The organism is Pseudomonas guariconensis, from assembly GCF_024127895.1.
Lineage (GTDB): Bacteria > Pseudomonadota > Gammaproteobacteria > Pseudomonadales > Pseudomonadaceae > Aquipseudomonas > Aquipseudomonas guariconensis_B.
The window spans coordinates 180,548-205,190 of record NZ_JAMYBK010000004.1 but is presented as its reverse complement, the minus strand read 5'-3'; the positions used below and the strand labels follow the sequence as shown (position 1 = coordinate 205,190).

Genomic DNA, 24,643 nt, shown 5'->3' with positions numbered 1-24,643 from the left:
CCCCGGGAGATAGCAAGGGTCGTACCAGCGATGGCACTGAACCTTCCTTCTTCCCCATCACTCGAAATAGCCACACACATCCACAGGGAGAGACCCATGGCCAGCAAATCGGCAAAGACTGCTCAAGAGATATTGATGGCTGACTTCCAGGCCCTGGTGCGCGACACCGAGAAACTGCTCGCCGACACCGCCAACCTGGCCGGCGACCAGGCCGACGAACTGCGCGAGCAGATCCACGACCGCCTGGTCCAGGCCCGCGAGACCCTGCAACTGACCCAGGACTCGGTACGCCAGCGCGGCCAGGCGGCCCTCGGCAGTGCCGAGCAGTACGTGCAGGAGAATCCGTGGCAGGCCATCGGCATCGCCGCCGGCGTCGGCCTGCTGATCGGCCTGCTGGCCAATCGGCGCTGAGGAGTTCCCATGGAAAACGACGCTCTGGGCACTAGCGCTTCCGGCAAGCGCCTTGGCGCGGCCTTGCTCGGCCTGCTGCACAGCCATGTCGAGCTGTTCGGCATCGAACTGCAGGAGCAGAAAGCCCGTACCCTCAGCCTGCTGCTGTTCGCCGGCCTGGCGCTGGTGTTCGCTTTGCTGCTGCTGACCGCGCTGTCCGGGCTGGTCCTGGTGCTGCTGTGGGACAGTTATCGCCTGGCCGGCATCATTGGCCTGTGCGTGTTCTATGGCGTCGCCGCCCTGTACTGCGGGTTGCGTCTGAAGGCCGCGGTGTTCGACGAATCGTCGCCGTTCAGCGCCACCCTCGAGGAACTTGCCAAGGACAGGGAGCGCCTGTTGCCATGAACCTGCCTGAACTCCCCAATACCCGTAATCCCCGTGAACTGCGCAAGGCACTGTTGCGCCTGCGCCTGGAAATGCACCGCCAGGAGATCCGCCACGAATCGGCGCAGTTGGTCGAGCCGGTCAGGCGCCTGCGTGGCATGGGCAGCTCGCTGCAAGATGGCCTGGGCATCCGGCATGCGCCGCTGTGGGGCCTGGGCGCGGTGGTCGCGCTGGGCTTTCTCACCGGCAAGGGCGTGCGCAGCGGCAATCTCAGCCGCCTGGTGCGCCTGGGCAGCAGCCTGGTGCCCTTGGTCCGCCTGTTCCTGCACAACCGGCGCGGCTGAGCGGTCGCGCCTGCCGCTTGCGCGGGCGCGCCCGACACGGGAAGCTATGGCGTCCACCTGACGGGAGATCGAGCCTTGGACTGGCATACCCTGCTGACCCGCGAACGCCTGGGCAAAGCCCTGTACAGCCCCGAGGAACTGGGGCGCAGCCCCTTCCACAAGGACCACGACCGCATCATCTTCTCTGGCGCGTTCCGCCGCCTGGGGCGCAAGACCCAGGTCCACCCGGTCTCCAGCAACGATCATATCCACACCCGCCTGACCCACTCGCTGGAAGTCAGTTGCGTCGGCCGCTCCCTGGGCATGCGCGTCGGCGAGCCCCTGCGCGACAGCCTGCCTGACTGGTGCGAGCCCAGCGACCTGGGCATGATCGTGCAGTCGGCCTGCCTGGCCCACGACATTGGCAACCCGCCGTTCGGCCACTCCGGCGAAGATGCCATCCGCCACTGGTTCCAACAGGCCGCTGGACGTGGCTGGCTGGACGACATGAGCGACGACGAACGGGCCGACTTCCTCAACTTCGAAGGCAACGCCCAAGGTTTTCGTGTCCTGACCCAACTGGAGTACCACCAGTTCGACGGTGGCACCCGGCTGACCTACGCCACCCTGGGCACCTACCTGAAGTACCCCTGGAGCGCCCGTCACGCCGATGCCCTGGGCTACAAGAAGCACAAGTTCGGCTGCTACCAGAGCGAACTGCCACTGCTGCAACAGATCACCCGCAAGCTCGGCCTGCCACAGCTGGACGAGCAGCGCTGGGCACGCCATCCACTGGTGTACCTGATGGAGGCGGCAGACGATATCTGCTACGCGCTGATCGACCTGGAAGACGGCCTGGAGATGGAGCTGCTGCAATACGCCGAGGTCGAGGCCTTGCTGCTCGACCTGGTCGGCGACGACCTCCCCGACACCTACCGTCAGTTGGGGCCCGGCGACTCGCGGCGACGCAAGCTGGCGATCCTGCGCGGCAAGGCCATCGAGCATTTGACCAATGCCGCCGCCCAGGCCTTCGTCGAACAGCAGCCGGCCCTGCTCGCCGGTTGCCTGGCAGGCGACTTGGTCGAGCATATGCACGGCCCGGCCAAACGCTGCGTGCTGCAGGCCAAGGACATGGCGCGCAAGAAGATCTTCCAGGACAAGCGCAAGACGCTGCACGAGATCGGCGCCTATACCACCCTGGAGATTCTCCTCAACGCATTCTGCGCAGCCGCCCTGGAACAGCACGGAGGCCGCACGCCCTCCTTCAAGAGCCGACGTGTCCTGGACCTGCTCGGCAACCATGCCCCAGACCCACAAGGCTCACTGCACAACGCCTACCTGCGCATGATCGATTTCATCGCCGGCATGACCGACAGCTACGCCAGTGAAATGGCCTGCGAAATGACCGGTCGCTCCAGCCCAACCTGAAAGACCACAAACCGACCATGGCATGCATCGGCATGCTCTGAAGGAAATTTCCTAGGTCATCGCAGGACAAACTAAACAGCCGCCTCAACTTTTCAATAAAAAGTTACCAAACAACGAATTGACATGACTTATTCGTGATCAATTCGTAGCGCTGGTAACTTTTTACTGTAGGTAAATTCCCATATACGGCCCACAGCCGTTTCCTCCATGTCCCGACGACTTCCAACTGAGCTAAGGTGCGCACTGTTTCCGACAGCTGCCGCATTAGGAAGTTGAATATGCACTCCGTATTTATTGTCGACGACCATCCCGTTATCCGGCTGGCCGTTCGCATGTTGCTGGAAAACCAGAACTACAGGATCGTCGGTGAGTCGGACAATGGCGTCGATGCCATGCAGATGATCCGCGAAACGCGCCCCGACCTGGTCATCCTCGATATCGCCATCCCCAAACTGGACGGCCTGGAGGTGCTGTCGCGCTTCCAGGCCATGGCGCTGCCTCTGAAGGTGCTGGTGCTGACGGCCCAGTCGCCAGCGCTTTTCGCGGTGCGCTGCATGCACTCGGGTGCCGCCGGCTATGTCTGCAAGCAGGAAGACCTGGGCGAACTGCTCAGCGCGATCAAGGCCGTACTTGCCGGCTACAACTACTTCCCCAGCCAGGCAGTCAACAGCAATCCGGGAAAAGTGAACAACGAGGAACAACTTTTCCGACAGGTCAATGACCGGGAGTTGATGGTCCTGCAACTTTTCGCACAAGGTAGAAGCAACAAGGAAATTGCAAAAGGCATGTTTCTCAGCAACAAGACAGTCAGTACCTACAAGAAGCGCCTGATGCAAAAACTCCAGGTCGATACCTTGGTCGACCTGATCGATGTGGCCAAACGCAATGCATTGGTCTGAGGTGGGTAGGTAATGAAGCGCTACCTGACCTGCCTGTGCATCGTCCTGGCCCTGGCCTGTGGCAAGGCCTACGCGGCACAGGCCGATGCCGAGGCCTTCACCCTGCTCACGCGATCGACGGTCAAGCCCACCCGCCCCGAACTGACCGAGGCGCAACGCCAGTGGCTGGAAGGCAAACAGGAACTGGTGATGGGTGCATCCTTTCCGGATTACCCGCCCTTCGACATCACCACCGGCGGCCGCGACTACCAGGGGCTCACCGCCGAATATGCCGGCCTGATCGGCCAGGTGCTCGGCTTGCCAGTACGGGTGCTGCGCTTTTCCAGCCGCCAGGCAGCGGTCGACGCGCTCAAGCAGGGCCGCATCGACCTGCTCGGCAGCGCCAATGGCTACGAAGCCTCGGCGGGCCTGGCGCTGTCCCGGCCCTACGCCATCGACCAGCCGGTGCTGGTGACCCGCGAGGACGAAATGCGCCCCTTGGACGACGGGCTCGCAGGCATGCGCCTGAGCATGCTCTACCACTACCTGCCCGCGCGGGAAGTGCATGACAACTATCCGCAGGCCGAGCTCCTGGCCTTCCCCTCGTCCACCCAGGCACTCAACGCCGTGGCCTTCGGCCAGGCCGACGTGTTCATCGGCGACACCATCTCCACCCACTACCAGCTCAACCGGGGCCACCTGCCCCTGCTGCGCATGGCCAGCTTCGGCAATCACGAAGCCATCGGCTTCAGCTTCGCCATGCGCCGCGAGGATACCCAGCTCAAGGCACTGGTCGATGCCGTGCTCGACAGCCAGCCCAACGCCGTGACCGCCAGTATCTTCAAGCGCTGGAGCGCCGGCAGCGACATGCTCCTGACCGACCGCAAGCTGCAATTGACGCCGGACGAGGAGCACTGGCTGCAGCAGCACCCGGTGATGCGCGTCGCCGTCAACGAAACCGCGGCCCCGGTGTCCTACTTCGACGGCAGCGGCCATTTCCGTGGGATCGCCGCCGACCTGCTGGAGTTGATCCGCCTGCGCACCGGGCTGCGCTTCGAGGTCCAGCGGGCCAGCGGCATCCGTGACATGATCGCCCGCCTCAAGGACGGCCGGGCGGACGTGATCGCGGCCATTTCCAGCGACGAGAAACACGACGGCGCCTTGCGGATCAGCCGTCCCTACCTGGAAAGCAACTACGTGCTGGTGACCCGTGCCGGCCCTGGACAAGCCTCCTCCCTCGAGCAATTGCAGGGCAAGCGGGTCGCCATCACCCGCGATAGCCTCATGGCCGAACTGCTCGCGACGCAGCACCCTCAGGTCAGGCGGATCGAGACCGAAAGCCCGTTCTTTTCCATGGCGCTGCTCGGCAGCGGCGCGGTGGATGCGGCGATCGCCACCTTGATCGACGCCAATCATGCGCTGGCCGGCAATCCCGACCTGGTCATCCGCCGCACGATCGGCAACGAGCCAGCCACCTTCACGATGGCCAGCACCGGCCAGGCCCAGGCGCTCGCCTCGATCCTCGACAAGGCCCTGCTGAGCATCTCGCCGGAAGAACTGGGTGTGATCAACAACCGCTGGCGTGGCTATGGCGTGCAGGACGATGCCCATTGGCGGGAGTTTCGCCGCCTGGCCGTGCGGGTGTTGCTGGGCTTCGGCCTGCTGCTGTTGCTGGCGCTGGTCTGGAACGCCCGCCTGCGCCGGCAGATCCGGCATCGCCAGCGCGCCGAACGGGCGCTGAGCGACCAGTTGGAGTTCATGCGCGCACTGCTCAACGGCACTCCCCACCCGATGTACGTACGCGATCGCGAGGGGCGCCTGCAAAGCTGCAACGACAGCTACCTGGAGGCCGTCCAGGCGCAGCCCGCGGAGGTCATCGGCAAGCGCCTGGCAGACAGCCTGTGCAGCGACCCTGAACATACCCGGCAGATCGAGGCCGACTACCAGCAGGTCATGGAGGCCGGCACGCCACTGATCCTGGATCGTCCTCTGCAAATGAAAGGACGGGAGCTGACCATCTACCACTGGATCCTGCCCTACCGCGACTCGCTGGGCGAGGTGCAGGGGATCATCGGCGGCTGGATCGATATCAGCGACCGGCGCAAGCTGGTCCAGGCCCTGCGCCAGGCCAAGCAGCAAGCCGACGATGCCAATCGCGCCAAGAGTACCTTCCTGGCCACCATCAGCCATGAGATCCGTACACCGATGAACGCCATCATCGGCATGCTCGAGCTGGCCGTCAGGCGGTCGGACCAGGGGCAGTTGGACCGACCGGCACTGGAGGTCGCCTACCATTCGGCCAAGGACCTGCTGGGCCTGATCGGCGACATCCTCGACATCGTCAGGATCGAGTCCGGCCACCTGTCCCTGTCCGTGGAACCGGTCGACCTGGGTGCACTGGTCGAGTCGGTGGGCCGGGTCTTCGATGGCCTGGCGCGGCAGAAAGGGCTGTCCCTGGAAGTGGTCATCGCAGCGAACGCACGCTGCCATGCGTTGCTCGATCCGCTGCGCTTCAAGCAGGTGCTGTCCAACCTGGTCAGCAACGCCATCAAGTTCACCGAACACGGCCAGGTGCGCATCAGCATGGCCCTGCACGACGAAAACCCGGCAGCCGGCCCGACCCTTGACCTGGAGGTGCGCGACAGTGGCATCGGCATCCGTGAAGACGAACTGCGTCAGCTGTTCAACCCATTCGTCCAGGCCAACCCCCACAGCGAGGGCGCACGTGCCGGCACCGGCCTGGGCCTGGCCATCAGCCGCAACCTGTGCCAGATGATGGGCGGCGACCTGACGCTCGAGAGCCTGCAAGGGGTCGGCACCCGCGTCCGCCTGCAGATGCCCCTGCAGCGCGTCGCGGCGCCCTCGTCCGCCCCCCCTGACGTCGCGGACGTGGACACACCGGATACCCGGCTGAACGTGCTGGTGATCGACGACCACCCGGCCAACCTGTTGCTGATGGCGCAGCAACTGGGGTTCCTCGGGCTGCGCCATGCCAGCGCCGGCGATGGCCGCGAAGGCCTGGAGAAATGGCGCGAGGGTGGTTTCGATGTGCTGATCCTCGATTGCAACATGCCGCACATGAGCGGCTACCAGGTCGCCGAGGCGGTACGCGCCGAGGAAGGCGCGCAAGGCCGGCCGCGCTGCGTCATCCTCGGCTATACCGCCAACGCCCAGCCCGAGATCCGCCAGAAATGCCTGGACGCCGGCATGGACGACTGCCTGCTCAAGCCCATCGGCCTGCGCACCCTGAAGCAGCGCCTGGCCAGCGTAACGCCCTGCGCGCCATCCCCACGCAAGCACAAGCGTTTCACGCTCGACGGGCTGGCGACCATCGTCGGCGACAACCAGGAAGATCGCCAGCGCCTGCTGGCCACCCTGCTGCAAAGCCTGCAGCAGGACCTGGCCATCTTGATGGCCATCGATCCACACGAAGATGCCCAGGCGATCGCCGGCCAGGCGCACAAGATCCTCAGCGCGGCACGGATGCTGGAAGCCAGGGAGTTGATGGCGGCCTGCGAGGCCCTTGAACAGGAAGATTTACCGCTGATGCAGCTCAAGCTGCGACGGCAGGCACTGGCGCGGCACATGCGCCGCGTCGAGGAAGCGCTGGCCCGGTACCTGCACGGCCCGGTCGGCGCTCGGTGAAGCGGCACGCCGACGGCGGCCGCTTCGGCAAGATCAATCGGCCTTGGCGTTGATCGGCTTGTCCGGATACCAGGCGTCCAGCAGCGGGCTGACTTCGATCTTGGTCAGTTCGCCACGGCCCTTGAGCCAGGCCTCGACGGTAGCGCGCTGCTCTTCGCTGACCGAACCACGCTTGGCCAGGCAGACCAGGCCGAAGTCATCGCCGCCGACGTAGTCCAGGCCGTTGGCATCCATGGCCTCTGCGAGGAAGGCGTCGAGGAAGGCATCGATGGCTTCTTCGGACAGGTCTTCCTTGAATTCCAGGTTCAGTTCGAAACCCAGCTCCTGGAACTCATCCACGCACAGCTTCTTGCGCAGACGACGGGAACGGTTGGTAGCCATGAAACAATCCTCTTGAGTAATAACGCGCGGCACTTTACCAGTTTCCGTGGCGATGCGGCGCTTTTCCGTCGGACATGGCCCATGGGCGGTACGCTTGGGGCATAATGCGCACTATATTTCGTCTGGGGGCCATCATCTCGTACAGCCCCGTTGTCCTTTCCCTCGTACGCAGGGTTCCAGTACCTATGATCAAAACGCTCCGCCCACTGCTCCTCGCCGGCCTGCTCCTGCCACTGGCCATGCCCAGCCAGGCCGCCCCCGTCAACACCACCCTGTCGCCCAAGGTGCAGCAGGCGCTGAAGAACAACAAGCTGCAGAATTCTGCCCTGTCCCTGGTGATGCTGCCCCTCGATGGGCCAGGCACACCGACGATCTACAACGCCGACGTGTCGGTGAACCCGGCGTCGACCATGAAGCTGGTCACCACCTACGCCGCCCTGGAACTGCTCGGCCCGACCTTCCAGTGGAAGACCGAGTTCTATACCGATGGCACCCTGAGCAACGGCGTGCTCAACGGCAATCTGTACCTCAAGGGCGGCGGCGATCCGAAGCTGAACATGGAGAAGCTCTGGCTGCTGATGCGCGACCTGCGGGCCAACGGGGTACGCACCGTCAGCGGTGACCTGGTGCTCGATCGCAGCCACTTCGTCCAGCCCAACCTGCCCCAGTTCGACGATGACGGCGGCGACATGAACAAGCCGTTCCTGGTCAGGCCCGACTCGCTGCTGGTCAACCTCAAGGCCCTGCGCTTCGTCGCCCGTAACGACGGCGGCAAGGTGACGGTATCGGTCGAACCACCAATCGCCAACATCCGCATCGACAACCAGGTCAAGGCCCTAACGTCCCGGCAGTGCACCGGTGAGGTGCGCTACAACCCGACGGTGCAGGCCAATGGTGTCAGCGTCGTGGTCAGCGGCCAGTTGGGCGATGGCTGCAACTCCCAGACCTACCTGGCGCTGCTCGACCATCCGACCTATGCCGCCGGCGCCGTGCGGGCGATCTGGAGCGAGCTGGGCGGTACCATCCAGGGCCGCGACCGCGTCGAGAACGTGCCCAAGAGCGCACGCCTGCTGGCCCGCGCGTTCTCGCCAGACCTGGTGGAAGTGATCCGCGACATCAACAAGTACAGCAACAACACCATGGCCCAGCAGTTGTTCCTCAGCCTGGGCGCGCAGTTCCGTACCGACGTCGACGGCGACGACGCCCGTGCCGCCCAGCGCGTGGTGCGCCAGTGGCTGGCGCGCAAGGGCATCACCGCGCCACACCTGGTGATGGAGAACGGATCCGGGCTGTCTCGCGCCGAGCGGGTCAGCACACGGGAGATGGCGGCGCTGCTCAAGGCGGCGTGGAAGAGCCCTTATTCGGCCGAGTTCATCAGTTCCATGCCCTTGGTAGGCATGGACGGCACCATGCGCAAGCGGCTCAAGCGCACCGCCCTGACCGGCGAGGGCCACATCAAGACCGGGACGCTCAATACCGTGCGGGCGATTGCCGGGTACACTCGGGACAGCAACGGCCATACCTGGGCAGTGGCGGCAATCCTCAACGATCCCCGGCCCTGGGGGGCTTCGCAGGTGCTTGACCAGGTCTTGTTGGACCTTTATCGGCAACCGAAGCTGATCGAGCGTACGGCGGCTACAGGGCCCTGATGGGCTTGGGGCCGCAAAGCGGCCCCCAAAATGGCGTACTTGCCTACACATAATGCCGAAATCCCGCCCTGCCAAACCTCAGGACAACTCCGCCTCGACCCGATCCCGCCCCGCCTGTTTCGCCGCATACACCCCGGCATCGGCCCGCAGCAACAGCGCATCGGCGCCCTCTCCCGGCCGCCAGCCCGCCACCCCGAAGCTCGCCGTCACCCTGCCCACGCCCTCCACCGCCACACTGCGAACCCCCTGCCACAACTCCAGCGCCAGCGAGCGCGCCTGCTCGGCATTGCTCCCCGGGCACAGCACCATGAACTCCTCTCCCCCCAGCCGACAGAACACATCGGTACGCCGCAGCCTGTGCCCGATACGCTGGCACAGGCTGCGCAACACATGGTCGCCCACCGCATGCCCGTACTGGTCGTTGATCCGCTTGAAATGATCGATATCGAGCATGATCACCGCCAGGTCCAGGCCATCCCGCTGGGCCCGTTCCAGCTCGCTCTTGAGCCGCTCCTGAAAGTAGCGGCGGTTGTGGATACCGGTCAGCGCATCGGTGACCGAGAGAGTCCTGAGCTCTTCCTCGACCCGCTTGAGATCGGAAATGTCGGTCAGGTAGCCATGCCACAAGGTACAGCCATCCTCGCCCTCCTCCGGCGTCGCCTCGCCACGGACCCAACGCAGGCCCGCCCGGGGCAGGACCACCCGGTATTCCTCGCGCCACGGCGTGAGATGCTCGGCCGAATAGCGCACTGACCTGCGCACCCGGTCCAGGTCGTCAGGGTGGATGCGCTCGAACACCACCGTGGCATCCTGGCGCAGCAGCTGCAGGTCGACCTCATAGATGTCGTACAAGCCTTTGCTGGCATAGGGGAAACAGGAACACCCATCAGCGTCCAGGCGGTACTGGTAGATGCCACCGGGGACTTCGGCGCTGAGCTTTTCCAGCAGGCGATCACGCACGGCCAACGCTTCGAGGACACGCCGGCGCTCGGTGACGTCGATGCAGATCGCCAGGTAGCCGACCCACAGGCCTTGCTCGTCGAGCACCGCGGTGACCAGCATGTTGCCCAACAGGTGGCTGCCATCCTTGCGCACCAGGGTCCACTCCCCCGGTTCGCCACCGCCCTCCTGCACCGTCTCGGCGAACATCGCCTGGCCACCGCAGATCTCGCGCCCGTAGCGCAGGCTCAAGGCGTGGGCACGCTGATGCAATTCCTCGGGCTGGACCAGGTCCTCCAGCGTCAAGTGGCCGATCGCCTCGCGGGCCGTGTAGCCGAACATCCGCTCGGCGCCGGCATTGAAGGTGCTGACCAAGCCCTTGAGGCTGGTGGCGATGATCGCCACCTGGGTCGCGGCATCCAGCACGCTGCGCAACTGGTTGTGGGTCTCGCGCAGGGACTGCTCGCTGACCCGCAGCTCGGCGGTACGCTGCTCGACCAGGTGCAAGGCCCGCTGCCGTTGGCTGAACAGGCTGTAGAGCAAGGCGCTGAGCAATACGCTCAGCAAGCCGCCCAGCAGGCTGACCGCCAGGACCACGGAGGCGCGATTGGCCCGGAGAAAGACCAGGCTGGGACGAATGTCGAGCTGGTAATGATGGTCGGCCAGGTGCAACAGGTGCCGGCTGGCCAATCGCACCCGGGCGACCGGGCTCTGCGAGTCGAACAGCACTTCGTCGCCACTCGGCCCGGAGGTATCGAGGATACGCACCACCAGGTTGTCCTCGGCCGCTGGCGGCAGGCCCTCGGCGATCAACTGATGCAGGCTCAGCAGCGCCATCACGTAGCCGGCGGGTGGGCCGCCGAGGGCGTTCTCGGTGAACACCGGCGCCACCATCAGCAAGCCTCGGACAACCCCCGCTTCGGCGTTGATCACATCCAGCGGCGCGGACACCGCCATGCTACCCGGCGAGACGGCCCGGGCCAGGGTCGCCTCGCGCTGGGGCTGGCCACGCAGGTCCAGGCCCGCGGGCAGGCCCAGCACGTCAGAAGACTGGGTGTAGAGCACCGGATAATGAGGGTCGCGGGGCGCTGCCGGGCGCCAACCGCCCTGCCCGTCCTGGTCGCGGATGCGGTAGTCCTGGCCGAGCCAGGCGCTGGCCCGTCGCTCGAAGTCATCGCGCTGCCCGGCCTCGACCCGCGGCGCCCAGGCGTAGGCCTGGGTCCGGTGCTGCAGCGGGCGGGCATAGCCGTCGAATTCCCGGGGGGTGATTTCGTTGGAGTAGGTGAAGAAGCGCCGCAAGCCATCCAGCCGTTGCTCCTGGTCGTCGAAGCGTTCGGCGATACGGCTGTAGCGCTCATTGGCCAGCAGGTCGAAGCGTTGGCGCAACTGCTGCTTGTAGAGGCTCTGCGCGGCGATGGCCAGCGCGGCCGTGAGCAGGCCGCCCGCGACCAGGGCCACCAAGGCCACGGCCCAGGCGGACAGCGCTTCGCTGAACAGGCCGAGCACCTTCGCACGCACGCCACACTTCGACATAGAGCATTCTCATCACGTCAGCGTCCTGCGAATTGTCCAGCCCTATGCTGATTTATAGCCATTGGCCATCAGCCCCGCAACGTACCTCGTCGACTCACCGCGCTTGCAGGCGCCAGGCCCTGTGGATCCGGTTGTTGCGCGCGAAATCCGGGTCCAGGGTCTGGGCACTGATCTCCTCCACCGCGTAACGCTCGACCAGGCTCGCGTCGAGCTGGAACTTGCGGAAGTTGTTGGAGAAGTACAGCACACCGCCCGGCGCCAGGCGGGCCATGGCCAGGTCGAGCAGTTGCACGTGATCGCGCTGCACGTCGAACACACCTTCCATGCGCTTGGAGTTGGAGAAGGTCGGCGGGTCGATGAAGATCAGATCGTAGCTGTCCTGGTTGTCTTCCAGCCAGGCCATCACATCGCCCTGCTCCAGGCGGTGACGCTCGGAGAAGCCGTTGAGCGACAGGTTGCGCCGCGCCCAGTCGAGGTAGGTCTTGGACAAGTCGACGCTGGTGGTGCTGCGCGCGCCGCCCTTGGCCGCATGGACCGTGGCCGTGGCGGTGTAGCAGAACAGGTTGAGGAAGCGCTTGCCGGCCGCCTCGCGCTGGATGCGCAGGCGCATCGGCCGATGGTCGAGGAACAGGCCGGTGTCCAGGTAGTCGGTGAGGTTGACCAGCAGCTTGACGCCGCCCTCGTTCACGGTCTGGAAGCGGCCTTCGCTGCCCTGGCGCTCGTACTGGCGCGTGCCACTCTGGCGCTCACGGCGCTTGAGCACCACGCGCTGCGGGTCGATGCCCAACGCCTGGGGGATCGCCGCCAGGGCGTCGAGCAGGCGAGCCTGGGCCTTGTCCGGGTCGACCGAGCGCGGCGCGGCGTACTCCTGGACATGCACCCAATCCTGGTAGAGGTCGACCGCCAGGGCATATTCCGGCATGTCGGCATCGTACAGGCGGTAGCAGTCGACCTGCTCGCGCCGGGCCCACTTGCCCAGCTGGCGCAGGTTCTTCTGCAAACGGTTGGCGAACATCTGCGCCCCCTCGGACAGACGCGCCGGCTCACTGGCCACGCTCGCAGGCCGCCCCGGCTCGCCAGCCTCGGCATCGGCCTGGCGACGCTCGCCGGTGACGAACTGGTCGGGCTGCACCTTGAACAGCAGCAGCTTGCAGGGCAGCGCGCCGTTCCAGAAGGCGTATTGCTTGTGGCTGCGGATGCCCATGCGCTTGCCCAGCTCCGGAGCGCCGGTGAACACCGCCGCCTCCCAGCCCAGGCACGCCTGGCGCAGGCGTTCGCCGAGGTTCTGGTAGAGGTACAGCAGGCTGGCCTCGTCGCCCAGGCGCTCACCGTAGGGCGGGTTGCTGATCACCAGGCCTTTCTGGTTCTGGTCCGGGCGCGGCTCGAAGCTGCCGACCTCACCCTGGTAGATCTTCACCCAATCCCCCAGCCCGGCGCGCTCGACGTTGTTGCGCCCTGGCTGGATCAGCCGTGGGTCGGCCTCATAGCCGCGAATCCACAGCGCTGGCCTGGCCAACCCGGCCTGGGCACGGGCCTGGGCCTCGTCGTGCAGTTTGCGCCACAGCGCCGGCACATGGCCGAGCCAGGCGCTGAAGCCCCAGCGCTCGCGCTTGAGGTTCGGGGCGATATCGGCGGCCATCATCGCCGCCTCGACCAGGAAAGTACCGACACCGCACATGGGGTCGGCCAGGGCGCCGCCCTGGGCGGCGATACGCGGCCAACCGGCACGGATCAGCACCGCCGCCGCCAGGTTTTCCTTCAACGGCGCAGCGCCCTGCTGCAGGCGATAGCCACGCTGGTGCAGGCTGTGCCCGGACAGGTCGAGAGAGAGGATCGCCTCGCCACGCTCCAGGCGCAGGTGCACGCGCAGGTCCGGGTCGATCTTGTCCACCGACGGGCGCTGCCCCTCACGGTTGCGCAGCTTGTCGACGATGGCGTCCTTGACCTTGAGGGCGCCGAAGTGGCTGTTGTCGATGCCCGAACCATGGCCACTGAACTCCACCGCCAGGGTGCCGTCGGCGGCCAGGTGGTCCTGCCAGTCGACCCCGTGCACGCCCTGGTAGAGTTCGTCGGCGTTCTTCATGGCGAAACGCTTGAGTACCAGCAGCACGCGGTTGGCCAGGCGCGACCAGAGGCACAGGCGGTAGGCGGTTTCCATGTCGGCCAGGCCACGGATGGCCGAGGTGTGCTCGCGCACATCGTCCAGGCCCAGGCCGCGGGCCTCCTCGGCGAGCAGGCCTTCCAGGCCCTTGGGGCAGGTGAGATAGAGTTCGAAACGGTCCGACATGAGCAATCCAGAGCCTTGGGCTGAGTGAGTGACAGGGCGACGCATCGCCCCGCCGATGTTTGCCCGAACACCCTTCCAGCAGGCGTCCGAGTGGCCTTGCCCGTCTTCGGGAAGCGCCAGGCCGCCTGATCGACATACCCTCCGCCCGTGGCGAAAGCAGGTTAGATCGTCAGGCAGTACGAAAATTTCCGGCGGCGAAGCAGCCGATGTGACCCTTCGTCGCATTACCTATTATTACCGTCATCCTCCAGCAGCACTGGCCAAATGACGCCAAGGGGCATTAAACCCTGATCATAGCGGGCTCAACGGCAAATAAAGTTGAGTCGCATTTATTTACTTATCCTCTGACCCTCGGAAAGGTTACGTCCTTATGACAAATCGATCATTCACAGTGTGACGCGCTTTGGTTAGAACTCCTCTTAGGCCGTCTCGCAACGGGACGGCACTTCTGCTCGCCACGCCGGCAGCGAGCGCATACCGGCAGAAAGATTCTGCCCGGCCTCGGAGAGGCCGACGGGACATTACAGTCAACAAGTGAGGGCAACACCCTATGAGAAGACTTAAGCGTGATCCGTTGGAAAGAGCATATTCACGTGGCTACCAGTATGGGGTCACCGGCAAATCCCGCGAGCTTTGCCCCTTCAACCTGCCATCCGTTCGCCAAGCCTGGATCAATGGCTGGCGTGAAGGACGGGGCGACAACTGGGACGGTCTGACCGGCACCGCTGGTATCCAGAGACTCAACGAAAATCACGCCGTTGGCTGAGCGAGGACACTGAATTCGAGTCACCATGCACGCCCTATCCGGGCGGCGGGCTGAGGCCCAGGGGCCCCTTCGAGGGGCCCTTTTTTATGCCCGCCGCTTTACTGGCGCGGCATCGCCGCAATGGCATCGACCGCTTCGCGGATCAATGCCGGCCCCTTGTAGATGAACCCCGAGTAGATCTGCACCAGGCTGGCGCCTGCGGCGATCTTCTGCGCCGCATGCCGGCCTTCGGTGATCCCCCCAGCGGCGATGATCGGCAGCTTGCCGCCCAGCTCGCCCGACAGCACCTTGACCGTATGGGTACTCTTCTCCAGCACCGGCGCACCGGACAGGCCACCCGCCTCGTCGCCGAACGGCAAGCCCTCGACACCCTCGCGGCCCAGGGTGGTGTTGGTGGCGATCACCGCATCCATGCCCGACTCCAGCAAGGCCGAGGCGACCAAGGCGGTTTCCTCGTCGGTCATGTCCGGGGCGATCTTGATCGCCAGCGGCACACGCTTGCCGTGCTCGAGCGCCAGTTGCTCGCGCCGCGCCGCCAGGGCATCGAGCAGTTGCTTGAGCGAATCGCCGAACTGCAGGGTGCGCAGGCCCGGCGTGTTGGGCGAGCTGACATTGACGGTGATGTAGCTGGCCGCGCCGTAGACCTTCTCCAGGCAGATCAGGTAGTCATCCACCGCACGCTCGACCGGGGTATCGAAGTTCTTGCCGATGTTGATGCCCAGCACACCGTCGTAGCGTGCGGCCCGTACCCGTGCCAGGAGGTGGTCGACGCCCAGGTTGTTGAAGCCCATGCGGTTGATGATCGCCGTCGCCTCCGGCAGGCGGAACAGCCGCGGCCGAGGGTTGCCCGGCTGTGCGCGCGGCGTCACGGTGCCGATCTCGACGAAGCCGAACCCCAGCTGGGCGAAACCGTCGATGGCCGCGCCGTTCTTGTCCAGGCCCGCGGCCAGGCCCACCGGGTTGGCGAAGTTCAAGCCCATGACCGTCACCGGCAAAGCCGCCGGCTGCTTGCATAGCAGGCCATTGAGGCCGAGGCGGCCACCGGCGCCGATCAGGTCCAGGGACAGGTCGTGGGAGGTTTCCGGGGAAAGCTTGAACAGCAGCTGGCGGGCCAGGGTATACATGGGCGGGCAAGACTCGCGGTGAGTGAGGGGGAGGATTATAGCCAGCACGTCGCCCGGGCGACAGGGCCCTGGCACATGGGTTGCTTCGTCAGGCACAACGACAGCCTATTGAGCAACGGCGAGAACTCCGTGAATACACACTTTCCAAGCATGCCCCTGGCCTGGGTCAACGGCAGCGACACGCCGGAAAAGACCAGCCTGGACATCGGCTTCATGGCCCTGACCGATTGCGCATCGGTGGTGGTGGCCGCCACCCAGGGCTTCGCCCAGTTCCACGGCCTGACCCTCAACCTCAAGCGCCAGGGGTCCTGGGCCGGCCTACGCGACAAGCTGGTCAGCGGCGAACTCGACGCCGCCCACTGCCTGTACGGCCTGGTCTATGCCGTGCACCTGGGCATCGGCGGCGTACCGGCCCGCGACATGGCCGTGCTCATGGGCCTGAACCAGAACGCCCAGGCCATCAACCTGTCCCCGGCCCTGCAACGCCGGGGCGTGACCAGCCCTGAAGCACTGGCGCGCCTGGTGCACCAGCATGGCGCGCGCCTGACCTTCGCCCAGACCTTCCCCACCGGCACCCATGCCATGTGGCTGTACTACTGGCTGGCCAGCCAGGGCATCCACCCGCTGCGCGACGTGCACAGCGTGGTGGTGCCGCCGGCGCAGATGGCCGCGCATGTCCAGGCCGGGCGCATCGATGGGTTCTGCGTCGGCGAGCCGTGGTCCGCCGACGCCGTGGCCAAGGGCCAGGGCTTCACCCTGGCCACCAGCCAGTCGATCTGGCCGGACCATCCGGAAAAGGTGCTCGGTTGCGCCCGCGCCTTCGTCGAGCAGTACCCCAACAGCGCCCGCGCCCTGGTCAAGGCTATCCTCGCCGCCAGCCGCTTCATCGAACAAAGCCAGGAAAACCGCCGAGGCACTGCCCAACTGCTCAGCGGCAAGGCATACCTGGACACCTCGCTGTCGAGCATCGAGGCGCGGCTGCTCGGCGACTACCAGGACGGCCTGGGCAACCAGTGGCACGACCGCCACGCCCTGCGGCTGTTCGACCAGGGCCGCGCCAACCTGCCCTACCTGTCCGACGGCATGTGGTTCATGACCCAGTTCCGCCGCTGGGGCCTGCTGCACGACGACCCCGACTACCTCGGCGTGGCCCGCCAGGTCCAGCAACTGGCGCTGTACCGTGAGGCGGCCACGGCGCTCGGCGTGCCGTGCGACGACTCGCCCATGCGCAGCAGCCTGCTGCTCGATGGCATCCACTGGGACGGCAGCGATCCCCACGGCTATGCCCGTGGCTTCCGCCTGCATGCCCTGGACGAGGCGCACGGCGTGCGCGCCGGTCTGTGAGGGGGACGAACATGCTGCGCATCCTGCTGATCGACGACACGGAAAAGAAAGTCGGCCGCCTCAAGGCCGCGCTGATCGAAGCCGGCTTCGAGGTGATCGAAGCCACGGGCCTGACCATCGACCTGCCCACCTGCGTCGAAACGGTGCATCCGGACGTGGTGTTGATCGATACCGAGTCACCGGGCCGGGACGTGATGGAACAGGTGGTGCTGGTCAGCCGCGACCGCCCCCGGCCCATCGTGCTCTTTACCGACGAACATGACCCAGGGGTGATGCGCCAGGCCATCCAGGCCGGCGTCAGTGCCTACATCGTCGAAGGCATCCAGGCGGTGCGCCTGCAGCCGATCCTCGACGTGGCCATGGCCCGCTTCGAGAGCGACCAGGCGCTCAAGGCCCAACTGCTGGCCCGCGACCAGCAACTGGCGGAGCGCAAGCGCATCGAGCAGGCCAAGGGGTTGTTGATGAAGATGAAGGACTGCAACGAGGAACAGGCCTACACCTTGATGCGGCGCCAGGCCATGAGCCGCCAGCAGAAGCTGATCCAGGTGGCCGAGCAGATCATCGCCATGCATGAAATGCTCGGCTGAAGCCAGGGCCTCGAGGATGTGAGCCCAGCCTCGAGATCCCTGGGGCGCGAAGCGGCCCTAGGACCACCCGTTGCCAGCATTCACAGACTCGCCCTCAACTGAGCACAAGTTGGCCCGGCTCTTGCTGAACGATACCCACAGGTAGCCAACGGCGGTTGCCCCCACTCCCGACAAAGACGTCGCTCCCCCTCCACCTCGGTGGACAGGGAAGCGGCGTCTTTTTCGTTCCGCCCTGCGCAGGCAGGGCATGACTACCGCTGCAACCGCGCGAGGTGTTCGATGAGTACGAGCTTCTGGAAATCCGGGCATGTGCCCACCCTGTTTGCCGCGTTCCTGTACTTCGACCTGAGCTTCATGGTCTGGTACCTGCTCGGCCCTCTGGCGGTGCAGATCGCCGCCGACCTGCAACTGAGCGCCCAGCAACGGGGCCTGATGGTCGCCACACCGATCCTCGCGGGCGCGATACTGCGTTTCGCCATGGGCCTGCTGGTCGATCGCCTGTCGCCGAAGACCGCCGGCCTGATCGGCCAGGTGGTGGTCATCGTCGCCCTGGCCTGTGCCTGGCAACTGGGCGTGAACACCTATGAACAGGCCCTGCTGCTGGGCGTGTTCCTCGGTTTCGCCGGTGCCTCGTTCGCCGTGTCGCTGCCCTTGGCCTCCCAGTGGTATCCACCGCAGCACCAGGGCAAGGCCATGGGCATCGCCGGGGCCGGCAACTCCGGCACGGTGTTCGCCGCCCTGCTGGCGCCCGCCCTGGCCGCAGGCTTTGGCTGGAACAATGTGTTCGGCTTCGCCCTCGTGCCGTTGCTGCTGACCCTGGCGCTGTTCGCCCTGCTCGCCCGCAACGCGCCACAGCGCCCCAAGCCCAAGGCCATGGCCGACTACCTCAAGGCCCTCGGCGATCGCGACAGCTGGTGGTTCATGTTCTTCTACAGCGTCACCTTCGGCGGCTTCATCGGCCTGGCCAGCGCCCTGCCCGGCTACTTCAGCGACCAGTACGGCCTGAGCCCGGTCACCGCCGGCTACTACACCGCCGCCTGCGTGTTCGCCGGCAGCCTGATGCGCCCGCTGGGCGGCGCCCTGGCCGATCGCTTCGGCGGTATCCGCACCCTGCTGGCCATGTACAGCGTGGCTGCAGTGTGCATCGCAGCGGTGGGTTTCAACCTGCCCAGTGCCACTGCCGCCCTGACCCTATTCGTCAGCGCCATGCTCGGTCTGGGCGCCGGTAACGGCGCAGTCTTCCAGCTGGTGCCGCAGCGCTTTCGCCAAGAGATCGGGGTGATGACCGGACTGATCGGCATGGCCGGCGGTATCGGCGGCTTCCTCCTGGCCGCCGGCCTCGGCGCCATCAAGCAGCATACCGGTGACTACCAGCTGGGCTTGTGGTTGTTCGCCAGCCTGGGCCTGCTGGCCTGGTTCGGCCTGTACGGTGTCAAGCAGCGCTGGCGCACCACCTGGGGCTCGGCGGCCGTCACCACGGCCCGCATCTGAACGCCGCCCATGGACTTGCGACTGAACTTCGCCCAGGCCAGCGCCACCGGGCCGCGCGTGGAAAACCAGGACGCCCTGCGCCTGGTCACGCCGGCAGCGGAGCTGGCCGCCAGCAAGGGCTACCTCTTCGCCCTCGCCGACGGCGTCAGCCAGTGCGCCGACGGCGGCCTGGCGGCACGGGCCAGCTTGCAGGCGCTGGCCCTGGACTACTACGCCACCCCGGCGACCTGGAGCGTGGCCCAGGCCCTCGATCGCCTGCTGCTGGCACAGAATCGCTGGCTGCGCGCCCAGGGCAACGGCCAGCCCCTGCTGACCACCCTCACCGCCCTGGTGTTGCGCGGGCGCCGCTTCACCCTGGCGCACGTCGGCGATTGCCGCGCCTACCGCTGGCACGACGACCAGTTGCAATGCCTGAGCGAAGACCATGTCTGGGACCAGCCCGGCATGCAGCATGTGCTCAAGCGTGCACTGGGCCTGGACCAGCACCTGCTGGTCGATTACCTGGAGGGCGAGCTGCGCCACGGCGAATGTTTCCTGCTGCTGAGCGATGGGGTGTGGGCAAGCCTGGGGGACCAGCGCATCCGTTCGCTGCTGCGCGAGCAGAGCGACCTGCAGGAGGCCGCCGACACCCTGGTCGCCACGGCCCACCGCTGTGGCAGCCAGGACAACGCCAGCGCCCTGCTGGTGCGGGTCGAACAGCTCGGCCCGACGAACCTCGGCGACACCCTGGCGCAGTTGCAGCAATGGCCGATCCCGGCCGCGCTGCGCCCAGGTCAGTCGCTCGATGGCTGGCACATCGAGGCCTTGCTGTCGCGCAGCCAGCAATCGGTGCTCTACCGCGCCCGTGACAGGCAGGGGCAAGCCTGGCTGCTCAAGACCCTGCCCGCCCACCAGGAAGGTGCCGCCCAGCGCCTGCTGCTGGAAGAGTGGTTCCTGCGCCGGGTCAGCGGCCGACACTTCCCCGAGGTGCATGCCGCCAGCCAGCGCCAGCACCTGTACTACCTGATGCGCGAGTATCCCGGCCAGACGCTGGCCGCCCTGCTGGCCGAGCACGGGCCGCTGTCGTTGGCGCGCTGGCTCGAAGTGGCGCGCCAGTTGCTGCAGGCCGTGGGCATCCTGCACCGGCGCAACCTGCTGCACCGGGACATCAAGCCAGACAACCTGCACCTTGGCGACGACGGCCAGTTGCGCCTGCTGGACTTCGGCCTGGCCTACTGCCCGGGCCTGTCCGAGGATACGCCGCACCTATTGCCCGGCACGCCGTCGTTCATCGCCCCGGAAGCCTTCGAAGGCCAGCCTCCCAGCCCGCGCCAGGACCTCTACGCAGCCGGCGTGACCCTGTACCACCTGCTGACCGGCCACTACCCCTATGGCGAGATCGAAGCCTTCCAGCGCCCGCGCTTCAGCCACCCGGTGAACCCAGCGCGCTATCGCCCCGATGTGCCGGAGTGGCTGCAGCACAACCTGCAGCAGGCGGTGGCCGCAGACCCCGGCCAACGCTTCGAAACCGCCGAACAATGGCTGTTGCTGCTCGAGCGCGGCGACCGCCAAGACTTGCCCGGGCGCCCTCGCCCCCTGCTGGAACGCGAACCACTGAAGACCTGGAGAACCCTGGCGCTGCTTTCCCTGCTGCTGAACCTGATCGTGCTGTTCGCCCTGTTCAAGGGCTGAACGGTGCCTGCCCATGAGGAGAATACGAATGAATGCGAAAGTCTGGCTGGTCGGTGCCGGCCCTGGAGACCCCGAGCTGCTGACCCTCAAGGCCGTGCGTGCGCTGCGACAGGCGCAGGTGGTGCTGGTCGATGACTTGGTCAATCCCGCCATGCTGGAGCACTGCCCAGGCGCCCGGGTCATTGCCGTGGGCAAGCGCGGCGGCTGCCGCTCCACGCCCCAGGCGTTCATCCAGCGCCTGATGCTGCGCCACGCCCGCCAGGGCCGCTGCGTGGTTCGACTCAAGGGCGGCGACCCGTGCATCTTCGGCCGCGGCGGCGAAGAAGCGCTGTGGCTGCAGGCGCGGGGCATCGAGGTGGAGGTGGTGAACGGCATCACCGCAGGGCTGGCCGGCGCGACGCAGTGCGGGATCCCCCTGACCCTGCGCGGCGTCAGCCGGGGCGTGACGCTGGTGACAGCGCATACCCAGGATGACAGCGAAGTGAACTGGCAGGCCCTGGCCGAGGGCGGCACGACGCTGGTGGTGTACATGGGGGTGGCGCGGCTGGAGCATATCCGTCGCGGCCTGCTGGAAGGTGGTATGGCGGCGCACACACCGGTGGCGATGATCGAGAACGCCTCGTTGCCCCAGCAGCGGGCGTGCCGCAGCCGGTTGGGTGGGATGATGGACGACGCCCAGGCGTTCGGCCTGCGCAGCCCGGCGATCCTGGTCATTGGCGAGGTCGTGGGCGAATCGGCAGCGCTGGCGGGCGAGTTACAGGCATTGGTGGGTTAACCAGTGGCATTGGGGCTGCTTCGCGGCCCCAATAAAACACCCACCAAAGAAAAACCCGGCCGAAGCCGGGTTTTTCCGTGAAGCATCAAACCAATTACTTGGCCTGAGCTTCGACCTGAGCTTCAACGCGACGGTTGATGGCACGGCCTTCCGAGGTAGCGTTGTCGGCGACCGGACGGGTCTCACCGTAGCCAACCGAATCAACACGGGAGGACTCGATGCCGTACTGCTCGGTCAGGACCTGCTTGACCGCATCGGCACGACGCTCGGACAGTTTCTGGTTGTAAGCGTCAGGACCAACGGAGTCGGTGTGACCTTCAACAGTGGTGGTGGTCTGCGGGTACTGCTTCATGAAGTCAGCCAGGTTCTGGATGTCACCGTAGCTGTTCGGCTTGACCACCGACTTGTCGAAGTCGAACTTGACGTCCAGCTCGACACGTACGACTTCGGCGACTGCCGGGCAGCCGTCGGCGTCAACGGTGACGTTGGCCGGAGTGTCAGGGCACTTGTCGACGTTGTCGCAGACGCCGTCGTTGTCGCTGTCGGCGCAGACTTCGGCAACCGGAGCAGGCGCGACTTCAGCTTGCTTCGGGCTACCGCCGAAGTTCAGGCCGATACCGACGCTCGGTGCCCACTCGGTGTCACCCTGGTCGATGTTGTACTGGGCTTCTACGCCAGCACGGGCGTAGAACATGTCGGTGATGTACCACTTGGCACCGGCGCCGACGTTGGCGAAGGTGGAGTGGTCACGACCGCTGCGACCGGTCTGGCGGATGCTCTGGTGCGAGAAACCAGCCGAAACGTACGGACGGATGGCGTCGTACGGGTTGTTGAAGTGGTAAACGGCGTCCAGGGCGGTGTTGGAGCCCAGGATGTTCTTGCCGTCGTCGCCACGCGCGTTGTGAACTTCGTCGTAGCCCAGGCGCAGTTCGACGTCGTCGGTCAGGAAGTAACCGATCGAACCACCGAACAGGTTACCGTCGTTCTTGAAGTTGCGCTGGCTGTCGAAGAATTCCTTCTTGTAGAAGATCTCGGTTTCGACGGCGCCTTGACCTTGTGCCAGAGCGCCAATTGAAGTGGCGGCTACAAGCGAACCAATGGCCAAGCCCAAGGTGTTTTTCAATTTCATCCGTTAAATCCCCATCTGGTGATAGTTAAGCAGTCCCGACAAACTCCGGGGGACAACTCGTCGGCAAGTCTAGCAGAACTCGCCGGTTGGTTAGAGGTATTTACCAGCCACTAAGTTTCAGTCAACCCGGCAAATTTCTCTCTAAGCTTGTCGAGCGCCCGTTTGTAGCGCATTTTCGTGGCGCTCAGGCCCATGTGCATGATGTCAGCGATCTCCTGGAACTCCAGCTCTGCGACAAATCGTAGCACCAGGATTTCGCGGTCGATCGGGTTGACATGGACCAGCCATTTATCCAGCCCGCCTTTCTCTTCGGCCTTCGGAGCCTTCTCTTCGGACGCCTCTTCGACAGGGTCCAGACTCAGGGCATCCATCAGCCGTCGCTTGCGACGCTCCTTGCGGTACTGGGTAATGCATTCGTTGTAGGTAATGCTGTAGAGCCAGGTCTTGAACTTGGACTTGCCCTCGAAGTTCTTCAGACCGTACAGCACCTTCAGCATCACTTCCTGACAGACATCGTCCGCATCCCGGTCGTTCCCCAGGTAACGCGCACAGACGTTGAACAGGGTCCGCTGGTAGCGCCGCATGAGTTCCTCATAGGCGCGGGTAACGTGATACAGCTCCTCATGCGAACGCGCCACCAACTCCTCGTCGGTGAGCTCGCGGGGGTCATAGCGCATGGGCAGCGAGTGAACTTTATTCAAAACGGATCTGGCCGACAGTCAGGTCAATGTCGCCGCTCGGCCCCCTTGGGCCGTTTTTCGCGGCGGCATACATTAACAGCTTTTGTGCGGTTAGCGGCTATTGACTCGTTGTTCGAGCAATGCTCGATTGGACAGCGACACCAATTCGCCATCATCGGTCAACAGTGTCGTCTTGACCGTACCGATCTCCTCGATCTGCCCTTCGACCTCGCCAATCTGCACCTGTTGGCCCACTTGGTAGAGTTCGCGAACGTAGATGCCGGCCAGGATCTGCCCGGCGATTTCCCGGCTGCCCAGGCCCATCGCCAGAGCAACGGCCAGACCAACGGTAATCAGGCCGATGACGATCACGTGGTTGAGCAGGTCGGTCTTGACCTCCAGCTGGCTGATGGCCACCGAGATGCTGATGATGATCACCAGCCCCTGGACAATACGCCCGACGCCCGCGGCATATTCCAGGCCGATGCCCTCGGCGGCGCCACGCACCAACCCGTTGACCACCTGTGCCAGGAGTACGCCGGCGAGCAGCACCAGGGCCGCGCCGAACACCTTGGGCAGGTACAGGGCGAGCATGTCGAGGGTCGCCGAGACCCGCTCCAGCCCCAGGGATTCGGCGGCGGACACCAGGAAGATCAGCAGCACGAACCAGTAGACGATCTTGCCGATCAGGGTCGAGATCGGCACCTGGATGCCGACCCGGCCAAGCATCTTGGTCAGCCCGGTACCGCTCATCAGGCGATCCAGGCCGAACTTGGCCAGCAGCTTGGACAACAGCGTATCGAGCAGCTTGGCCACCACGAAGCCGAGCAGCACCACGACCAGGGCACCGAACAGGTTGGGGATGAAGTTCGCCACCTTGGTCCAAAGGGCGGTCATGGCGGTGACCAGGCTCTGGGTCCAGAGATCGAGTTCCATATTCAATCGGCCTTATCAGCTTTTCTGCCAGCGGCAGGGTTGCGGCGCACCGGCGCGACATGCGCCGAGCCATTGTTCACGGCGATCAGCAGCGCCTGGCTCCAGCGGCCCAGCAGACTGAACAGATCGCCCGCGCCGACCTGGCGGTTGGCGGTTTTCAGGACGCGACCCAGGCAGGCGGCGTCGTCGCGGTCATGGCCGGACGGCGATGCCTTGAGCAGGTCACGCAGGGATTCTTCAAACGGATCGTGCATGGGCACCTCGCGCAGTATCTGTCAGAGACGAGGGCGCCGGGCAATGGGT

General features: G+C 65.4%; 21 protein-coding genes. 13 read left to right on the top strand and 8 right to left on the bottom strand.

The window, feature by feature from the left end:
* Positions 1-96 precede the first annotated feature (96 nt).
* The 6 genes from NJF35_RS07280 to NJF35_RS07255 all read left to right on the top strand — a co-directional run bounded on the left by NJF35_RS07280 (position 97) and on the right by NJF35_RS07255 (position 7,048).
* A complete protein-coding gene (locus NJF35_RS07280) occupies positions 97-411 on the top strand; it encodes a YqjD family protein (protein ID WP_225786951.1) in 315 nt (104 codons plus the stop codon).
* A gap of 9 nt (positions 412-420) precedes the next feature.
* Positions 421-795, top strand: a complete 375-nt coding sequence (locus NJF35_RS07275; RefSeq protein ID WP_225786952.1) for a phage holin family protein — start codon at positions 421-423, stop codon at positions 793-795.
* A complete protein-coding gene (locus NJF35_RS07270) occupies positions 792-1,118 on the top strand; it encodes a hypothetical protein (protein ID WP_225786953.1) in 327 nt (108 codons plus the stop codon). The genes NJF35_RS07275 and NJF35_RS07270 overlap by 4 nt, the downstream gene beginning before the upstream one ends.
* Positions 1,119-1,193: 75 nt before the next feature.
* The gene (locus NJF35_RS07265) at positions 1,194-2,525 is read left to right on the top strand and encodes a deoxyguanosinetriphosphate triphosphohydrolase (RefSeq protein WP_253090888.1); all 1,332 of its coding nucleotides are present in this window, start codon (positions 1,194-1,196) and stop codon (positions 2,523-2,525) included.
* 278 nt (positions 2,526-2,803) lie between these two features.
* The gene (locus tag NJF35_RS07260; protein ID WP_225787154.1) at positions 2,804-3,424 is read left to right on the top strand and encodes a response regulator transcription factor; all 621 of its coding nucleotides are present in this window, start codon (positions 2,804-2,806) and stop codon (positions 3,422-3,424) included.
* Positions 3,425-3,436: 12 nt separating this feature from the next.
* The gene (locus NJF35_RS07255; protein ID WP_253090887.1) at positions 3,437-7,048 is read left to right on the top strand and encodes a transporter substrate-binding domain-containing protein; all 3,612 of its coding nucleotides are present in this window, start codon (positions 3,437-3,439) and stop codon (positions 7,046-7,048) included.
* Positions 7,049-7,081: 33 nt separating this feature from the next.
* Here NJF35_RS07255 and NJF35_RS07250 read toward each other — a convergent pair whose 3' ends face one another.
* The gene (locus tag NJF35_RS07250) at positions 7,082-7,429 is read right to left on the bottom strand and encodes a YggL family protein (RefSeq protein WP_225786956.1); all 348 of its coding nucleotides are present in this window, start codon (positions 7,427-7,429) and stop codon (positions 7,082-7,084) included.
* 185 nt (positions 7,430-7,614) lie between these two features.
* On the opposite strand from NJF35_RS07250, the gene dacB reads away from it, so the two are divergent.
* Positions 7,615-9,078, top strand: coding sequence for a D-alanyl-D-alanine carboxypeptidase/D-alanyl-D-alanine-endopeptidase (gene dacB, locus NJF35_RS07245; RefSeq protein ID WP_225786957.1), 1,464 nt, complete (start codon positions 7,615-7,617; stop codon positions 9,076-9,078).
* A 78-nt stretch (positions 9,079-9,156) separates the two neighbouring features.
* Here dacB and NJF35_RS07240 read toward each other — a convergent pair whose 3' ends face one another.
* A complete protein-coding gene (locus NJF35_RS07240; RefSeq protein ID WP_253090886.1) occupies positions 9,157-11,550 on the bottom strand; it encodes a diguanylate cyclase in 2,394 nt (797 codons plus the stop codon).
* 94 nt (positions 11,551-11,644) lie between these two features.
* On the bottom strand, positions 11,645-13,837 hold the full coding sequence (gene rlmKL, locus NJF35_RS07235) for a bifunctional 23S rRNA (guanine(2069)-N(7))-methyltransferase RlmK/23S rRNA (guanine(2445)-N(2))-methyltransferase RlmL (protein ID WP_253080508.1): 2,193 nt from the start codon (positions 13,835-13,837) through the stop codon (positions 11,645-11,647).
* Between the two features lie 550 nt (positions 13,838-14,387).
* On the opposite strand from rlmKL, the gene rmf reads away from it, so the two are divergent.
* Positions 14,388-14,603 (top strand): ribosome modulation factor, encoded by a 216-nt coding sequence (gene rmf / locus NJF35_RS07230; RefSeq protein WP_225786960.1) that lies wholly within the window; start codon positions 14,388-14,390, stop codon positions 14,601-14,603.
* Positions 14,604-14,701: 98 nt separating this feature from the next.
* Here the strand turns inward: rmf and NJF35_RS07225 are convergent, their stop codons facing one another.
* Entirely contained in the window at positions 14,702-15,727 is a 1,026-nt protein-coding gene (locus NJF35_RS07225; protein WP_225786961.1) for a quinone-dependent dihydroorotate dehydrogenase, read from the bottom strand.
* 150 nt (positions 15,728-15,877) lie between these two features.
* Between NJF35_RS07225 and NJF35_RS07220 the strand changes: the two genes are divergently transcribed.
* The 5 genes from NJF35_RS07220 to cobA all read left to right on the top strand — a co-directional run bounded on the left by NJF35_RS07220 (position 15,878) and on the right by cobA (position 21,595).
* Positions 15,878-17,071, top strand: coding sequence for a CmpA/NrtA family ABC transporter substrate-binding protein (locus NJF35_RS07220; protein WP_262924579.1), 1,194 nt, complete (start codon positions 15,878-15,880; stop codon positions 17,069-17,071).
* A gap of 11 nt (positions 17,072-17,082) precedes the next feature.
* Entirely contained in the window at positions 17,083-17,658 is a 576-nt protein-coding gene (locus NJF35_RS07215; RefSeq protein ID WP_225786963.1) for an ANTAR domain-containing response regulator, read from the top strand.
* 279 nt (positions 17,659-17,937) lie between these two features.
* A complete protein-coding gene (locus NJF35_RS07210) occupies positions 17,938-19,149 on the top strand; it encodes a nitrate/nitrite transporter (RefSeq protein WP_225786964.1) in 1,212 nt (403 codons plus the stop codon).
* Between the two features lie 9 nt (positions 19,150-19,158).
* The gene (locus NJF35_RS07205; protein WP_253090884.1) at positions 19,159-20,820 is read left to right on the top strand and encodes a bifunctional protein-serine/threonine kinase/phosphatase; all 1,662 of its coding nucleotides are present in this window, start codon (positions 19,159-19,161) and stop codon (positions 20,818-20,820) included.
* A 28-nt stretch (positions 20,821-20,848) separates the two neighbouring features.
* Positions 20,849-21,595 (top strand): uroporphyrinogen-III C-methyltransferase, encoded by a 747-nt coding sequence (cobA, locus tag NJF35_RS07200; protein ID WP_253090883.1) that lies wholly within the window; start codon positions 20,849-20,851, stop codon positions 21,593-21,595.
* 94 nt (positions 21,596-21,689) lie between these two features.
* Here the strand turns inward: cobA and NJF35_RS07195 are convergent, their stop codons facing one another.
* The 4 genes from NJF35_RS07195 to NJF35_RS07180 form a co-directional block, all read right to left on the bottom strand.
* Entirely contained in the window at positions 21,690-22,724 is a 1,035-nt protein-coding gene (locus NJF35_RS07195) for an OmpA family protein (protein ID WP_253090882.1), read from the bottom strand.
* Between the two features lie 110 nt (positions 22,725-22,834).
* On the bottom strand, positions 22,835-23,425 hold the full coding sequence (gene sigX / locus NJF35_RS07190; RefSeq protein WP_225786968.1) for an RNA polymerase sigma factor SigX: 591 nt from the start codon (positions 23,423-23,425) through the stop codon (positions 22,835-22,837).
* Positions 23,426-23,515: 90 nt separating this feature from the next.
* Positions 23,516-24,340 (bottom strand): mechanosensitive ion channel family protein, encoded by an 825-nt coding sequence (locus tag NJF35_RS07185; protein ID WP_225786969.1) that lies wholly within the window; start codon positions 24,338-24,340, stop codon positions 23,516-23,518.
* A 2-nt stretch (positions 24,341-24,342) separates the two neighbouring features.
* Positions 24,343-24,594: a CrfX protein gene (locus tag NJF35_RS07180; protein WP_225786970.1), complete on the bottom strand. Its 252-nt coding sequence runs from the start codon at positions 24,592-24,594 to the stop codon at positions 24,343-24,345.
* Positions 24,595-24,643 lie beyond the last annotated feature (49 nt).

Coding starts and splice junctions, on each gene's coding strand:
- NJF35_RS07280 (WP_225786951.1), top strand. CDS start 97: ATGGCCAGCAAATCGGCAAAGACTGCTCAAGAGATATTGATGGCTGAC.
- NJF35_RS07275 (WP_225786952.1), top strand. CDS start 421: ATGGAAAACGACGCTCTGGGCACTAGCGCTTCCGGCAAGCGCCTTGGC.
- NJF35_RS07270 (WP_225786953.1), top strand. CDS start 792: ATGAACCTGCCTGAACTCCCCAATACCCGTAATCCCCGTGAACTGCGC.
- NJF35_RS07260 (WP_225787154.1), top strand. CDS start 2,804: ATGCACTCCGTATTTATTGTCGACGACCATCCCGTTATCCGGCTGGCC.
- NJF35_RS07255 (WP_253090887.1), top strand. CDS start 3,437: ATGAAGCGCTACCTGACCTGCCTGTGCATCGTCCTGGCCCTGGCCTGT.
- NJF35_RS07250 (WP_225786956.1), bottom strand. CDS start 7,429: ATGGCTACCAACCGTTCCCGTCGTCTGCGCAAGAAGCTGTGCGTGGAT.
- dacB (WP_225786957.1), top strand. CDS start 7,615: ATGATCAAAACGCTCCGCCCACTGCTCCTCGCCGGCCTGCTCCTGCCA.
- NJF35_RS07240 (WP_253090886.1), bottom strand. CDS start 11,550: ATGTCGAAGTGTGGCGTGCGTGCGAAGGTGCTCGGCCTGTTCAGCGAA.
- rlmKL (WP_253080508.1), bottom strand. CDS start 13,837: ATGTCGGACCGTTTCGAACTCTATCTCACCTGCCCCAAGGGCCTGGAA.
- rmf (WP_225786960.1), top strand. CDS start 14,388: ATGAGAAGACTTAAGCGTGATCCGTTGGAAAGAGCATATTCACGTGGC.
- NJF35_RS07225 (WP_225786961.1), bottom strand. CDS start 15,727: ATGTATACCCTGGCCCGCCAGCTGCTGTTCAAGCTTTCCCCGGAAACC.
- NJF35_RS07220 (WP_262924579.1), top strand. CDS start 15,878: ATGCCCCTGGCCTGGGTCAACGGCAGCGACACGCCGGAAAAGACCAGC.
- NJF35_RS07215 (WP_225786963.1), top strand. CDS start 17,083: ATGCTGCGCATCCTGCTGATCGACGACACGGAAAAGAAAGTCGGCCGC.
- NJF35_RS07210 (WP_225786964.1), top strand. CDS start 17,938: ATGAGTACGAGCTTCTGGAAATCCGGGCATGTGCCCACCCTGTTTGCC.
- NJF35_RS07205 (WP_253090884.1), top strand. CDS start 19,159: ATGGACTTGCGACTGAACTTCGCCCAGGCCAGCGCCACCGGGCCGCGC.
- cobA (WP_253090883.1), top strand. CDS start 20,849: ATGAATGCGAAAGTCTGGCTGGTCGGTGCCGGCCCTGGAGACCCCGAG.
- NJF35_RS07195 (WP_253090882.1), bottom strand. CDS start 22,724: ATGAAATTGAAAAACACCTTGGGCTTGGCCATTGGTTCGCTTGTAGCC.
- NJF35_RS07185 (WP_225786969.1), bottom strand. CDS start 24,340: ATGGAACTCGATCTCTGGACCCAGAGCCTGGTCACCGCCATGACCGCC.
- NJF35_RS07180 (WP_225786970.1), bottom strand. CDS start 24,594: ATGCACGATCCGTTTGAAGAATCCCTGCGTGACCTGCTCAAGGCATCG.